The organism is Meishania litoralis, from assembly GCF_042611095.1.
GTDB classification, from domain to species: Bacteria; Bacteroidota; Bacteroidia; order Flavobacteriales; family Flavobacteriaceae; genus Meishania; species Meishania litoralis.
On record NZ_JBHFPV010000001.1, the window covers coordinates 2,021,066 to 2,036,379 of the forward strand.

12 protein-coding genes are annotated in these 15,314 nt (G+C 41.5%); 5 read left to right on the top strand and 7 right to left on the bottom strand.

Annotated elements, in window-relative coordinates:
- Positions 1 to 123: 123 nt before the first annotated feature.
- Positions 124 to 2,421, bottom strand: coding sequence for a glycosyl hydrolase family 95 catalytic domain-containing protein (locus ACEZ3G_RS09000; RefSeq protein ID WP_432425108.1), 2,298 nt, complete (start codon positions 2,419 to 2,421; stop codon positions 124 to 126).
- A gap of 170 nt (positions 2,422 to 2,591) precedes the next feature.
- Between ACEZ3G_RS09000 and ACEZ3G_RS09005 the strand changes: the two genes are divergently transcribed.
- Positions 2,592 to 2,918, top strand: a complete 327-nt coding sequence (locus ACEZ3G_RS09005) for a GIY-YIG nuclease family protein (protein WP_432425109.1) — start codon at positions 2,592 to 2,594, stop codon at positions 2,916 to 2,918.
- A gap of 70 nt (positions 2,919 to 2,988) precedes the next feature.
- On the opposite strand, the gene lysS is transcribed toward ACEZ3G_RS09005, so the two are convergent.
- Together lysS and ACEZ3G_RS09015 are read right to left on the bottom strand one after the other, a co-directional pair.
- Complete coding sequence (gene lysS, locus ACEZ3G_RS09010) at positions 2,989 to 4,680, bottom strand: lysine--tRNA ligase (protein WP_432425110.1); 1,692 nt, start codon at positions 4,678 to 4,680, stop codon at positions 2,989 to 2,991.
- Between the two features lie 39 nt (positions 4,681 to 4,719).
- Positions 4,720 to 5,427, bottom strand: coding sequence for an SGNH/GDSL hydrolase family protein (locus tag ACEZ3G_RS09015; RefSeq protein WP_432425111.1), 708 nt, complete (start codon positions 5,425 to 5,427; stop codon positions 4,720 to 4,722).
- A 161-nt stretch (positions 5,428 to 5,588) separates the two neighbouring features.
- Here ACEZ3G_RS09015 and ACEZ3G_RS09020 point away from each other — a divergent pair, with 161 nt between their 5' ends.
- The 3 genes from ACEZ3G_RS09020 (at position 5,589) to lipB (ending at position 7,099) form a co-directional block, all read left to right on the top strand.
- Complete coding sequence (locus ACEZ3G_RS09020) at positions 5,589 to 5,744, top strand: YqaE/Pmp3 family membrane protein (RefSeq protein WP_432425112.1); 156 nt, start codon at positions 5,589 to 5,591, stop codon at positions 5,742 to 5,744.
- Positions 5,745 to 5,915: 171 nt separating this feature from the next.
- Positions 5,916 to 6,296 (top strand): endonuclease domain-containing protein, encoded by a 381-nt coding sequence (locus ACEZ3G_RS09025; RefSeq protein ID WP_432425113.1) that lies wholly within the window; start codon positions 5,916 to 5,918, stop codon positions 6,294 to 6,296.
- A gap of 80 nt (positions 6,297 to 6,376) precedes the next feature.
- Complete coding sequence (gene lipB, locus ACEZ3G_RS09030) at positions 6,377 to 7,099, top strand: lipoyl(octanoyl) transferase LipB (protein WP_432425114.1); 723 nt, start codon at positions 6,377 to 6,379, stop codon at positions 7,097 to 7,099.
- 30 nt (positions 7,100 to 7,129) lie between these two features.
- On the opposite strand, the gene ACEZ3G_RS09035 is transcribed toward lipB, so the two are convergent.
- From ACEZ3G_RS09035 to ACEZ3G_RS09050, 4 genes are all read right to left on the bottom strand, one after another.
- Positions 7,130 to 7,828, bottom strand: coding sequence for a TapB family protein (locus tag ACEZ3G_RS09035; RefSeq protein WP_432425115.1), 699 nt, complete (start codon positions 7,826 to 7,828; stop codon positions 7,130 to 7,132).
- A 21-nt stretch (positions 7,829 to 7,849) separates the two neighbouring features.
- Entirely contained in the window at positions 7,850 to 9,187 is a 1,338-nt protein-coding gene (locus tag ACEZ3G_RS09040; protein WP_432425116.1) for an OmpA family protein, read from the bottom strand.
- A 255-nt stretch (positions 9,188 to 9,442) separates the two neighbouring features.
- On the bottom strand, positions 9,443 to 11,905 hold the full coding sequence (locus tag ACEZ3G_RS09045) for a ribonuclease HII (protein WP_432425117.1): 2,463 nt from the start codon (positions 11,903 to 11,905) through the stop codon (positions 9,443 to 9,445).
- A gap of 117 nt (positions 11,906 to 12,022) precedes the next feature.
- Positions 12,023 to 12,619 carry a ribonuclease HII gene (locus ACEZ3G_RS09050; RefSeq protein ID WP_432425118.1) on the bottom strand — a complete coding sequence of 199 codons (597 nt, stop codon included), beginning with the start codon at positions 12,617 to 12,619 and terminating at the stop codon, positions 12,023 to 12,025.
- A gap of 250 nt (positions 12,620 to 12,869) precedes the next feature.
- On the opposite strand from ACEZ3G_RS09050, the gene ACEZ3G_RS09055 reads away from it, so the two are divergent.
- Positions 12,870 to 14,852 carry a putative porin gene (locus ACEZ3G_RS09055; RefSeq protein WP_432425119.1) on the top strand — a complete coding sequence of 661 codons (1,983 nt, stop codon included), beginning with the start codon at positions 12,870 to 12,872 and terminating at the stop codon, positions 14,850 to 14,852.
- The last annotated feature ends 462 nt before the right edge of the window (positions 14,853 to 15,314 follow it).

The following is a 15,314-nucleotide window of genomic DNA, read 5'->3' on the forward strand; positions in this document are numbered from 1 at the left end:
ACACTTACAGTTTGGCCTTGATTCCACTCATAAATATAGCGAATTTAAAGGGTATGTAAAATCTGGGCCAGGTCGGTTGGCCAAGATTTTTGCGAAAACCATCAAAATTGACAAAACGTCGTTCTAACGCTTTGGTTCAAACCGAATAATTTTGCCGGGTTTTGCTTGTACAGAGATGATATCACCTTCGATCATTTCATATTCTGAAGTACACTTAAAGCTAGTTTTGGAAAACGGATTTTTCAATTTCAATTCGCCACCTTTTTCAGATCGTACCTTTATTTTTTCTATGGTACCATTTTTTAAGACGGCCGAAACCAGAAAGGCACCCTCTGCTCTTAAATTTTCAAAAGAAGCATTTTTCCAATCGACCGGAATAGAAGGAAAAACATGAACCGCTCCCGTATGGCTCTGTAACAACATTTCTTGAAGGCCGGCGGCAAAGGCAAAATTTCCTTCCAGGGTAAAGGGGCGATAGGTAAAATCGGAATATCCTTTTCCTGATTGGTCGCCATTGACATGAAAACTGTTCGGTAAGCAAAAACTCGTCGCGAATGTTTTCAAGGCCTCGGCCGCACCGTTTCCGTCAAAGGCCCTGGCCTTCATATTCGCAAGCCAGCTAAAGGAGTAGCCGACCCATTGCGAAGAACCTATAGCATCTAAAGTGTTTATGGTCCGCTGGATTGCTTTCCTGTCATTTTCGCCCTTTGAAAAATCAATGATTCCCAACGGATGGTACCCGATCTGGTGTGAAAAATGCCGATGTGATTCTTCGTACGGTACGCCAGGTGCAAATAGGAGTCCGGTTTTATCATCGATGGCCAATGAGGGCCATGCTGCACGTAGTTTTTTCCATTTGTCGGCTTCTTCATTTTGGCCGAGCTCCGCGGCAAGCTCCGCGGCTTTTTCGTATGTCCATAGAATCAAGGCCAAATCAAAATTGGTGGTTTCGCCGAACCACGCTTCCCTACTGTTGTTATGGATTTCAGGACTCGAACTTATGGGCAGTTTTCGTTGTCCATTTTCATCCTTCTTTGAAATGGCATCGAGGAAAATTGCGACATCCTTTATCCATGGGTAGGCTTTTTCCTTTAAAAATTTCTTGTCCATGGAATAACGCCAGTGCAGGTAAAAATGATGAGCGAGCCAGGCCGACACGGTAGGGCCGAAGGAATATTGGATCCATCCGCCCATAGGTTCTCCGGTCAAGGTGGTCACACCGGGCACGTTGATACCCTCAGCTTCATAATAGTCGGAAGTGTATTTTTTGAAGCTATCTCGATACTTCCACAACCAGTTTATGAAGCCCGTTTCCTCGGTCAGGTGATTGCCCGAATAAGCCGGCCAATAGCTAAGTTGCGTATTGAGATCGTGATGAAAATCGCCTTTCCACGGGGGCAATTTTCCGTTGTCGGCCGTCCAAACCGCCTGCAGCGAAATCGGAGGTGCCATAGCACGCGCTACCGAACCAAATTTGTATTGTTCGAGATACCATTGTTTTTCTAAAATTTTGTCGGGAATTGCCAAAGACGATTTTGACCAAAATTCATTCCACCAAATATTATGGGATTTGAAGGCATTTGTAAAACCTTGTTCTTTTTGTTGAAGAACGATATCCACGGCCCGAGATGCTTTTTCGGAAGTATATTCGGCACTGATGCTCCAAATTCCGGTAAGGGATTCCGACCTCTTTTCCTGTTCCGCGTGAACTTGATATTTGAAGCCGCCCCATCCCTCTTGAAGATACGTTGCTGAATTGTCGTTTTTTGCGCTTTTTCCTTGGGGATATGCGAGCCTTCGAAGATCTTGGCCGGTCACAGGGTTGTCCTCAAGACTTTCTCCCGGGGTATTATAGGCCGGGGGGATCAATTCATAAGGCAATGATTTCGCAAGACCCTCAAAACGATACCATCCCGTGGGTTCGGTGGCATGAACGAAGGTCAAAAGTCGCACTCCGTTTTTCCACTTGACCTCGCAAATGGCATTTTTTATGTACAGATGTACATAGGCCACTTCTCCCAAAGATGAAATATCGAATTCCAGGGCCGCTCCCGGAATTTTCGAAGGCGCCGGACTTTTATCGTAGGGGACATCGAACCGATTTTGTACTTCTTTATAAGTGTCTTTTTTCCATTGTTCGTACACCCAGCTGTATTTCCATTCGGGGGTTTTGAGATTTTCCATGGGGCGAAGGTCCCAAAGGTCTGCACGATCTAATGAAAATCGGAGATTGCCTTCTTTTTTCCAAATGAGGGCACCCAACAGACCATTGCCCAAAGGGATGGCCTCGTCCCAAGTGTCGGCCAAATTTTCAAAGTGCAAGTCGTGGGGCGATTCTTGAAGATCGATCGGGGTTTGCCCGAATAGATTGCAGGTAAAAACAAAAATGAATAGGGTCAGAATTTTGCTCAGGTAGTCCATACCCTAAACTAATGACAATTTGCGAAACCGCAAACACTTATTGGGTTATAGTTGGTTAGGGATTCCTCTGGGACTCGAAATGACAAAGCAAAGACTTTTGTCATTCCGAGCGAAGTACAACGGAGCGAGGAATCTCATACAATATGCTTAATCTTTGTTATTTTACAACTATGTTCAGAGGTCAAGGTTATCATGTTTATCATGTGTACATAATAACGAACAAGAATCGAACGGTTCTTTACACTGGAGTTACCAATTATCTGGCCAAGCGATTATATCAACATGTCGAAAATGCAAAGACGGGCAAAAAGACGTTTACCGCAATGTATAAATGCAACCATCTATTGTATTATGAAAAGTTCGAATGGATACATGATGCCATAGCACGCGAAAAAGAAATCAAAGGTTGGCGTCGCGAAAAGAAGGTCGCTTTGATAAAAATAATCAACCCCGAATTGAATTTTTTGGAATACCTGTTTCCCTACAACGCTCATTGAGATTCCTCCTTTGTCGGAATGACAAAAATTAATCAAAGGTGAGAATTTCTACTCGTCGGAATGACAAGTTTTAAGAACCAAGTTCCACAACAAGTCCTTCATCGGTCTTTTCGACTTTGGCCAAATTGTTCTTGGTCAGCTCTTTAATGGACTTGTCCCATTTTTTATTCGAAAGTCCCGACTGTTCCTTTAAAGCGTTCAAAGGAAGTTTTTCAGCTTTTTTCAAAGTCTCAAAAACCATTTTGGCGTCGTCGCTAAGATCCATTTGTTTGCGCTCGGGTCGCATCTGTGGGAAGAACAACACCTCTTGTATCGATGAATTATTGGTCAATAGCATGACCAAACGGTCGATTCCGATACCGATGCCCGAGGTCGGCGGCATGCCATATTCAAGTGCGCGTAGAAAATCTTGATCGATGAACATGGCCTCGTCATCACCTTTTTCCGAAAGTTTCAATTGTTCTTCGAACCGTTCGCGTTGATCGATAGGGTCGTTCAGCTCTGAATAGGCATTGGCCAATTCCTTGCCATTGACCATCAGTTCGAAACGTTCGGTCAGGGCAGGATTCGAGCGATGCTCTTTCGTCAACGGACTCATCTCCTTAGGGTAGTCGATGATAAATGTAGGCTGAATGTAGTGGTGCTCGCATTTTTCGCCAAAAATCTCATCGATGAGTTTGCCGATACCCATGCTGTCATCGACTTCGATGCCTAGATTTTGGGCCGTCTTTCGTAATTCGTTTTCATTCATTCCGGATACGTCGATACCCGTATGTATTTTGATGGCCTCCAAGATAGGAACCCTTGGGTAAGGTGCCTTGAACTCGATTTCATGTTCGCCCACCTTGACCTTGGTGCTTGCGTTGGCATCGATGGCCACCTTTTCAAGCAATTGTTCGGTCGTGTCCATCATCCAATTGTAATCCTTATAGGCCACGTAGAGTTCCATTACCGTAAACTCGGGGTTATGGGTACGATCCATTCCTTCGTTGCGAAAATCCTTTGAGAATTCATAAACCCCATCGAATCCGCCAACTATCAACCGTTTCAGATAAAGTTCGTTGGCAATGCGCAAATACAAAGGAATGTCCAGTGCATTGTGGTGCGTTAAAAACGGACGTGCCGCGGCACCTCCGGGAATGGGCTGTAAAATGGGTGTTTCGACTTCTAGATACCCCTTTTCGTTATAAAATTCGCGAATACTGTTGGTAATCTTGGTGCGTTTGATAAAAGTTGCCTTGACCTTCGGATTAACCGTAAGATCGACATAGCGTTGACGGTAGCGCAACTCTGGATCGTTGAATTCGTCATATATGTTGCCCTCGGCATCTTTTTTAGGCAGCGGTAAGGGTCGGAGTGACTTGCTCAGCAACGAAAAGTTTTTGACCAAAACCGTTTTTTCCCCGACCTGGGTGGTGAAAAGTTCGCCCTCGACGCCGATGATATCGCCAATGTCGAGCAGCTTTTTATAGACTTCGTTATATTGGGTCTTGTCTTCTCCCGGGCAGATTTCGTCACGGTTGAAATAGACCTGTATACGGCCCTCGCCATCCTGCAATTCGGCAAAGGAGGCTTTTCCCTGAATTCTGCGCGACATCAGCCTTCCGGCAATTACCACCTTTTTTCCTTCGGAATAATCATTTTTGATACTCTTTGAAGTGGCATCTACGGGGTAAAGAGCAGCAGGGTACGGGTCGATGCCCATTGCCCGTAATTTGTTCAGTTTTTCCCTTCTTACGATTTCTTGTTCCGAAAGTTGCATTTGATGTTAAATTAAGGCTGCAAATATAGGCAGTCTCGGTCAATCTTTCAATCTAGGGGAAATAATAGGGCCAATTCTTTCCACAAATAATTTGTAGGCTTCTTTAGAAGGATGTAAACCATCGTTCGCAACCAACTCGGGCCTTTCAAGACCCTCACGGGAAATGTCGGTAATATTTATGAAATGTACTTGAGAATCTTCGGCAACCTTTTTGGCAAACGAATTATATAAATCGATTTCGGCGGATATTTTTTGCCTATCCCGGTTTTTTCCAAAAGGTGTAAAACCCCAATCGGGAATCGAAACTACGATTACCTTGGCCGAATTGCCATTTGCCAGCTTGATGGCATGTGACAATAGCTCTGGAAATTCTTTCTCATATCTGGCAAACGGAATATCTTGATACTGATTGTTGACGCCGATCAACAGGGTCACAAAATCATAGGAAGTTTTCAAATCGGCCGTTTCGATGGCGTCCAACAAATTATCTGTGCGCCAGCCGGTTTTAGCCAAGATCTGGGTCTGCACCTTGATTCTCAAACTTGCCTCAAGACTTTTTTCAAGCTGCTTTGGGAAACTTGATTTTGAGGTAACACTCTCACCGACGGTATAGCTGTCACCGAGCGCCAAATAAGAATAGGTCGGCCTTTCTACCTCAAAATTGTCAGGTTTTTCGAAAGAAACCATTTGATCACCTGACTTCGAACAGGAGAAAAAAATCAATATGGTAAACAATAACTTGCCCATTATCTTATCAAAGGTATTTAAACTTGAAACTACTTGCGTAATTATCTGTAAAAGGTTTGGTTTTTCCCAGTTGAACCTTATCAAAGATAAACCGTCGAAAGCGTAACAAAAAGAATGATCTTGCGTCATATATGTACATCAATCATCAAAATTCCAAATCAATGAGTTTTATACGAGTTATACTAGCTATACTTTTTCCACCTCTATCTGTCATTGGCAAGGGTTGCGGGTCATTTTTGATCGTGCTGTTGCTTACATTCTGTGGATGGGTTCCAGGGGTTATTGCCGCTTTGGTAATTTTGAACAATCCGAATTGAAACCCTATTTAAATTTTACAATAAAGTTGTTTGCAGAAGATTTTCCGAAAGTTTGCATTACCGAAAAATCTTTTCCCCTGCCCTAAAGGGGGGATTTTTCTACCTTTGACCATCCGTTCAAATTGAGTTTAAAAAGCGAAAGCATTTTTTGCTGTTCCTATTTGAATCCTAATGGGAAAAAATAAAAATTTACTGAAGGAAGAAGGAATGCATGCCGGGGCTTCGGCCGATAAATTTGCCTTTGCTGCCTTTTTGAGAAAGGTAGAGACCCCTCAAGAGAAGAAATTATGGAATTTTCTTTGCAAAAGACCCAAGGATTTGAAATTTCGAAGACAACATCCATTCGGTAAGTATGTTCTTGACTTCTATTGCCATCGCGCAAGGTTGGTCATTGAGCTGGACGGCGGTCAACATAAGTTCAACATCGAATACGACAAAGACCGGACTAGGGTCATCGAGGACCATGGATTGAAAGTAGTGCGTTTTGAAAATTTTGAAATCGACAATAACTTTGAAGGAGTAATCAAGAAAATTGAAGCTTTTCTTGGATAGTGCCAGTCGATTTTTCCTCCCTTTAGGGTTGGGGAAATGAAAAATCGGCGACTTTATTTTTTGAAGTACAAAATTGGTCAATGAAACAAAATAAAAAAGTACAGGTTCAAGACTTAGGATTGATGGACTACAAGGAAACTTGGGACTACCAAGAATTGCTTTTTCAACGTACCGTCGATATAAAAACAAAGAATAGGAGGGAAGCGGAACAACAGGAAACCCCCAATCATTTTTTGTTCGTAGAACATCCACATGTGTACACTTTGGGAAAAAGTGGGGATATCGAGAACCTTTTGGTCGATGAAGGGGTTTTGCATGAAAAAGGAGCCAAATTCTATAAGATCAACCGGGGAGGCGATATTACGTACCACGGACCGGGGCAGATCGTGGGCTACCCGATTCTTGATCTTGACAATTTTTTTACCGACATTCACAAATACCTCCGTTTATTGGAAGAAATGGTCATTTTGACCTTGGCCGAATACGGACTTAAAGGAGAGCGTTCGGAGGGTGAAACAGGAGTTTGGCTCGATGTGGGCACTCCCTTTGCCCGAAAAATCTGCGCTATGGGCGTGCGCGCCAGTAGATGGGTTACCATGCACGGTTTTGCATTGAACGTAAATACCGACCTGGGGTATTTCGATATGATGATTCCTTGTGGAATCAAGGACAAGGCGGTTACTTCCCTAAATGTGGAATTGGGGAAAAAGGAAATCGACATGACCGAGGTAAAACAAAAACTATTAGATCATTTTGAAGTCCTTTTCAAAGCGAAGATCATAAAAGAAAAAACCCCGGTCTGAGCCGGGGTTTTTTCTTTTATGACAGCACGATTATCTACTGAACTTCGTAAGCTCGGTAGTGCTCATGAGATTGCCATTTTTTTTATAAGTTTCTTGCTTTACCATTCCCACGCCTTCGGCCAACCACAGTTTCGAAATCATTTCTTGGGTCGCTCCCATGGTCTTTGATCGTGTCGTTTCGGTAATCACATAACAATCGAATGTTCCTGCGGCGGTTGTAACACTTTCTTTGCTTTTGACCACTCTTTCTGTCTGATCGACCTCCATTTTCATCTTAATACCGCTCATGTTCATCGAAACGGAAACATTCGCATCATCCAGCTCTTGTCCGACCTTCAAATTGTTCGGTAATTCGATGTCGGTACCTGAAATATCCATTTCAACCCCCATATCGGTATATTGTTGCATCATTTGAGACGGAAAAAGGGATTGATAGTCAATTTTGACCATATTGCCGTCACATGTAATATTGTAGGCGGTACTGAAAACTTCTTTTCCCTTTTTATCGACATACTTTAAATTGAAGGTCGCATTGGTAGCACCACCGTTTTGTGAAACATCTGATATCTTATAGCTCGTTATGCCCTCGGTCTTTCCTTTTTTATCGGTATTGGTATATTCAAAGGTAGTGCCCTCTATCATCGGGTAATATTTGCTACAGTTATCTTGTGCCGTAATCGAGATTGTTCCTAAAATCAGTGAAAAGATGAGTAATGCTGTTTTTTTCATTTTCAAGTTCTATATATAAGATTATTGTTTGATAAATTCCACGCGTCTATTCTGGGCTTTTCCTTCGGCGGTGCTGTTGTCGCCCACAGGTTCAGATTCTCCTTTACCTGCTGTTGCCAGTCTATCGGCAGCAACGTTATAAATTGTGACCAAGGTGTTTTTGACAGCTTCCGCCCTTTTTTCTGAGAGTTGCATGTTGGTCGAATCGTCACCTTCTGAGTCGGTGTGCCCGACTATTTTTAGATTCATGCCTTTTTCTTGTGCAAGAACCTGCGAAATCTGTCTTATTATTCCCATGGATTGAGGTTGTATGTTCGACGAACCTGAATCGAACAAAATGCCGTTAGTTGATATTTTTCCTTCGGTGATTAGTTTTCTCCTAAGATCTACACCGCCCTCGGCAGCTTTTAGGTTTTTTAGAAAGAGCCGTTCTTTTCCGTCCTTAAAATTGATGACTTCAAATTTTAGGGAAGTAGGTGGGGTCGCCGTGGGAATCATTCTGGGAATATCCACATATTTCTTTTCGTTCACCCAAAGGCGAAAACGCTCTTTGTTCACGGCTATGGAAACGTGAGGTTGGTTGATAACATCCTGACGAATATCTCCTTGGATATTATTATTGATGTCTCCCCTTTGATTCCGCACATGAAAACCGATTGGGTGATATTGACAGAAGGGGATATCCACACTGGCGAAATTACCTTTTTTAAATAGATTGTCGTCGGTAAGAATAACCCGCAGAATGGCCGTGGAAGCGGTTTTTTTATCAAGACCGGTGGCCATTACGTCAAATTCTATCGTGTACTCTTCTGGCAAACTAGGTATGTCTGGAACGTAATATGTGCTGTAGCCGGGTACTAGGGCAAACCACTTCTCCGTACCTTGATTGATGGTTACTACTTCACCGGAACCATTGGTGTTCCATTTACTAGGAAAGTCCCCGATAAAGTCATTTGAGAAGTCGTCGAAAAATAGTTGGTTGTCACCGGGCACAAAATCAAATTTGCTATATACCGAAATTGTTTTTGGATTATCGGTTGACATTGGTTCCGTTGAACCTCCAGGGTCATTCGTATCGGTGTTCTGTCCATTACCACTAGGTCCTTTGGTCGAAGTCTCATTTGGGACAGGATTCTTTTTTTGTTTTTCCTCTTGGGACCCGGGTTCAAGAATACTGTCCAGTACTTGATCTGTTTTTTCGGTGGCCTCTTTTTCAACACGTCGCTCAACGGCCCGTTCCGCGGCCTTCTCGGCACGTTTTCCCAATTTTTTCAAGAACTGACCATTTGCATCTGGAGCATAGGCGAAGATAAAAATCATAGGAAGCCCCATTTTCAATAGTTGGGCGATTTTTTTCATTTTGATGTTTTTTGCATTTTGTGGGTAATAAGAATAAGTGTTTTGCAGTTCGGTTTCGATTTCATGCAATAATCCATATCAAGTATCTTGATCGACTTTTAACGGTATTGTCTTTCATAGGTTAACATTAAGGCGAATCAAAAATTAGTATCGTTTGTCTTAAGCCCTCCAAAATAGCAAAATCAGTGTAATCATTCTGGCAAGGTTGTATCAGTTGTCGCAAATTTTGTACAAAGTGTAATATTCATTATGTAATTAGTCCATTGTGTAAATTGTCAAAGAATTGGTCTGATTTTTTACAACGACCTCCAATCTTCTATCATTGTCGATGTCGGTCAAATCGATAGCAGAAATACCGAATATGGGAAAATTGGGTATTAGGTTGGCTTGACTGTCGAACAGATAGACCTTTTGGTTCTGTATATCGGTTACGCTGACATATATTTTGTCATAGATATAAAAAATCTTTGGCCTACTATAGACCCCAAGATCAAGCTCGACCTTTTTGCCTTTAATGTTCAATATATTGTCATTCATGTAAACTAAAGTGTTCAGGGTGGCATCGAGACCGTGGTCGGGGTTTAGGCCGAGGTTTGTTCTTTCAAAATTTCCTCTCGAATTTATTTGATGTAAAATTCCTTTCTTATCGGTGACGGTGAATTTGTTTTTATAAAGGAAGGTTCCGTTTTCTGAAAAATCGATTTTGTCACTTACCCTGACCCTTACATCGCCGACCCGATTCAGAATTTTTAAGATGCCACCTTCCATTTGAAAGACCAAATGGTCTTTGTTGCCGATGACAATATGCTTTGGAGCGCTTATAATCGGCGCTTCGGCACGTGTATATTTGAACCCGGTTACGATTTGTGCCTTGCGATTGTACATAAAAACCTTTTCGCCTTGTGTAACTACGAACCGATAATCCTTTTTGCCCTCGTAATCGAACACGGCCAAGGGGTTGAGGTTGCCACCTTCGTATTTTAAAGTAAAGGGCCTTACTTCTTTGCCATTGCGGTCGAGGATCAAAAATTGATTGTTGGTAGTGAAGGCCAATTGTAGACGACCGTTCTTGTAAATATCGACTTGATGTATTTTCCCTTGTATTTTTCCTTCCAATTGTTTTTTCCAAAGAATTTTTCCGCTTGAAGAAATCAAATAGAGTTTGTTCGTGACATCTTGTACGACTACCTCTTTTCGCTTGGTATTGTGATTCATTACGAATTGTGGTTCGTTTGCAAGTGTCGTATCTAGGGCAACATTGAAAATCGGCCTTATGGTCTTGATGTTGCTCGGGGCCACAATTCTTTGGGCGGAAAGATTGACATGGTAAAAATCGCCACCGGTAACCACTTGGGCACCGTATGCATACCCATCAAGTTTGGGGTCTTTCAGGTCTTTATGAAGATTGTCTATGAAATTGTCTTTCGATAGTTGTTCGATTTTATCAGGGTTCGACACGACAAGTATATTGGCCGCGCCCCCCAGATTTTTGCTCGCCTCGGTATAAACAGGATTTTTATCGAAGGTGCTTCCTTTTTTATAGCTTGAAATGATGGTCTGTAAAACTTCTTTTGTCCGGCCAAAAACAAATACATCATCAAGTACGGTACAAAATTTGGCATTGAAATCATCGACGAGAGGCTCAAAGGCCGTAAACAGAAAATCACCCTCGTTGAGCTCTTGAATACCGTTGCCCTGATAATCGACAATATCATTTTGTATGGCCCCTAAATATCTTAAGAGTTCCTCAGAACCATAGGTCTTCAGCAATACTACTTTTTCTGTATTCAAATAGACGATTCCAATTTCTTCTACCGTATTGAAAATGATATTATCCTTGGCGGGTTTGTTGAGGTAATTCGATCGGTTGGTTTCAAAAACGGTATGGTCGTCAAAAGTATATGACGAAATGCCATCTGATTCGAGAGGGGCTATGAAAGGGGTGGTATTGCGAAGTGCTTCAGTTCCCTTAAAAAGATTCAGATAATTCGGTAACGAGTCATTGGCAATGGCAATGCCGTTTAAACCAAGTAATTCACTGCCTATGTCAACATCAAAGTAGATCCAGTCCGCAAAATCGGAAACCGAAATTCTTGGCACATCCGATACGATCTGGTCCATCAAAAGATCGCTTTGTTCAAGATTGAAGAATATGTTTAAAGGCTTTTTTTTGTCGGCGATGCCATACAAACGCTGAAAAGTAATGTTCGGTCGGCGATCTTCTACATCTTCCAATGTTTCGTTCAAAAAAGAGGCCGATGAACTGACAAAGAGCATGTCATCTGCCAAGGTGCTGAATACAGCCTTATCGTTCATGGTATATTTATGTATTGTCCGATTTCCAAAAATCAATTTTTCGGCGTATTTGGCGCGTAGGCTGTCGACACTGAACATGTCAGACAGATGCTCTGAAACGAAAAAAAACTCGATACTGTCTTTTTCGGTTTCCGAAAAAACCAACATTCCGGTTGATTTCGCGTCGATCTGTTCTAGAAAAGCAATTTTATCTACGATGGATTTATAGGGACCAAGGTTTTCGAATCTCTTGATAAAATCGTTGACTTCAAGACTATCGTGAAGCGAGGAAAGACCGTTGATTTGTATTGCGGCAAGTGCATTTGCTCCTACATATGCCGATAGAGGAATATTTTTCTGGTCTTCCCTGGCGCAGTTAAAAATCAATAAAGTCAATAGAAAAAACAAGCCCTTGAGCTTCATGGCGGGTATTTTATATCAAATTTATGACATTAACTTTTTTTAAATAGGGCCGGTGCTGAAACTTTATAAACTACTATATCAACTTTTTAAAGAGCCGGGCAATTATTGTCCGATTTCTTATAAGTCAAGCGAAGTTTGCATAGGTAACTGTCTGAAGCTTTTTCTGTGGTGCTTGGTCAATCCATATTTTCGAATGGCCTCACGATGCTCTTTTGTCGGATAGCCTTTGTTCTTCTTCCAATTATACATGGGGAATTCTTCGTGCAGGCGTTCCATGTATTCATCGCGATAGGTTTTGGCCAAGACCGAAGCGGCGGCAATGCTCATGAACTTGCTATCTCCTTTTATGATGCATTCATGGGGAATATCTTGAAAAGGCTTGAAACGATTGCCGTCAACTATGATGAACTTTGATCGTATCTGCAATTGGCCAATGGCCGTATGCATGGCCAAAATGGAAGCGTTCAAAATATTGATTTTATCGATTTCCTCAGGAAAAATATGGGCCACCCCAAAATTCAGGGCCTTTTTTTCGATGATCGGACGGAGTAAAGTTCTTTTTCTTTCCGATAATAATTTCGAATCATTCAGAACCTCATTTTCAAAATCTTTCGGTAAGATCAATGCAGCAGCGGTTACGGGGCCTGCCAGACACCCCCTTCCTGCCTCGTCGGTTCCAATTTCATCTATGTAAGTGTGAAAAAGTCTCAGCACGGATCGTGAAAAATTGATGTATACGAATATAGGCCAAACAAGGGCGATAGAAAAGAACAGGTTTGCGAACCATTATGGCACTCTTGCAAAAACTTTCACATTTGGTTAGCAACAAAAAAATTAACTTTGTCGGTGATGATTTTATTTTGACGCTTTGCCGTAGGCAGTTGCCAAAATTAATGATCGAGTTAATCACGCCAATGGGCGTGACCTGTATAATGCCAATTTTGAAAGGCCATCATTCGTTTCGATGAGATATTTCCTCCTACCGCTATTTGTTCTGATGAATATTTCGCTCTTCGCTCAGGAGGATTCAATTCCTAGGACCAGAGTAAAAGATACTTCCGAAATTTTTGAGAGGAAAAGACAACTTGGCAATAAAAATAAACTACCGGGCAATGAAATAACCATTAAAGATTATAAGATTATATCCTACGCCAGCGATACCACCTACCTTGACACCACGTTGACCATTAAAAAAGAATACAAGTATAACTATTTGAGAAGGGATGATTTTGAGCTGATGCCCTTTTCGAATGTTGGGCAACCCTATAACAAACTGGGGGTCGATTTTGAAAGGACTAATCTTTACCCTTCGTTAGGTGCAAGCGCCAAACATTATAATTATATCGAGAAAGAAGAAATAGCTTATTATAATGTGGCGACACCCATGTCAGACCTCTTTTTCAAGACTACTTTTGAGCAAGGTCAGATGCTTGACGCCATGTTGACCTTCAACACATCGAGGCGTTTCAACTTTTCAATAGCCTATAAAGGTTTTCGTTCATTGGGTAAATATCAGATCGATCAAGCGCAATCGGGCAATTTCAGAACCACATTAAATTACGAGACCAAGAATACAAGATATAACCTTAGGGCCCATATTGCCGCTCAGGATATCGAAACTGAAGAAAATGGAGGGCTGCCGAACAAGGAATTACAATTTGAATCAGAAGAATCGAATTTTAAGGACAGGTCGAGAATCGATATTAGATTTGCCGATGCCGATAACAAATTGCTGGGCAAACGCTATTATATGGATCACCGGTATAAGTTGATCAAAAAAAATAAAGATTCTTCGAGCGTTGAAAAAACGTCATTGGCCCTGACCCATAGATTTAATTATGAGACCAAGTTCTATAATTTCACGCAGACGGCGGCAAATGCTTTTTTTGGAAGTTCCCTTGTTTCATCAGTTGATGATCGAATGAACTTAAAGATAATGAACAACGAGTTCGGCCTGACCTTTTACAATGCAGTTCTAGGAAGACTTGAAGGAAACATCAGTCTCTACAATTACAATTATTTTACGAACAGCATATTGATAACCGAAACCCAAACCATTGAGAGTAGGTTAAAGGGAGAGGAGATTGCCCTGGGCGCCAACTACTCAAAAAATATCAAAGGGTTTAATATTGAAGGTGCGGTAAAGTATACGATTTCGGGTAAGCTCACGAGGAGTATCTTGGATGGATCGGCGAGCTACCAAATTAATGAGGGAAATAAACTTCGGGCCGCGATACATTCTTCGTTTAGAATGCCAAACTTCAATTTCTTAATGTATCAAAGTGATTATACCAATTATAATTGGCAGAATACAGAGACTTTTAAAGAACAAAGTGTAAATAGTTTGCTATTCGAGATTGATTCGAAGTTTTGGGGGAATTTGGCCGCTAAATATTCAAGATTGGGCAACTATACTTATTTTAAAGCCGATACCGATATACCTATCGAAGAGGGAGGGGAAGGGGCTAACATTAGACCTTTTCAAGAAGGCAGCGGGGTGAATCACCTAAAGGTAAAATATAGCAAAGAGTTCAATGTCGGTAAGTTTGCATTGAACAATACAATAATGTATCAGGCCGTTTCCCAGTCCAATGACGTGTTGAACGTTCCGCAATTGGTGACTAGAAACACGCTGTATTTCTCTTCGGATGTATTTAAAAAAGCCATGTATTTGCAAACGGGCATTACCCTTAAATACTTCACTTCTTATAATATGGATGCTTACAGCCCGGTGCTTGGGGAGTTCTTCACTCAGAACAATGAAAAATTAGGAGGCTATCCACTTTTGGATTTTTTTATTAATGCAAGGGTTCAACAGACCCGTATTTACTTGAAGGCCGAACATTTCAACTCTTCATTTGGCAAGCCTAACTTTTATGCCGCGCCTGATTATCCTTATCGTGATTTTGTAATTCGATTTGGTCTGGTCTGGAATTTCTTTTCATAGTAGTATTCTTTGTTGATGTTTTGTGGTCTACAATATAAAGTACTAAAAGTTGATTTGCTCAGGCAAGTAAGAGTGGCGATACAGTTTATTTAAGTTATCATTCATACTTATGGCGGTTATCATCATTGCCGTAAGTCGAACTTTTGGCGTCCTATTTTACAAATTTTAGCTGATAAACAGAAAGTTGTGTAAGGTGTCTTTGGCGCTATCGTAGCGAATATGTCGAAATCAATTAGACAAGAAGTTTGTGATATAGTCCTGATTTTGTTCAGAATCAAAAAAATAGTTTAATTCATAGCATTGATTTCCAATTACTTGTAATTTTTCTTGTTAATAACTTCAAAAAAAAATAAGTATGTATTGTGTAAGCAAAAAAACCGTCCTATATTTGCACCCGCTTTGGGGATATGGCGATTGTCTTTTCCTGGGCGTCCTGGGGTTTTCCCCATGTTTTTGGCAAGT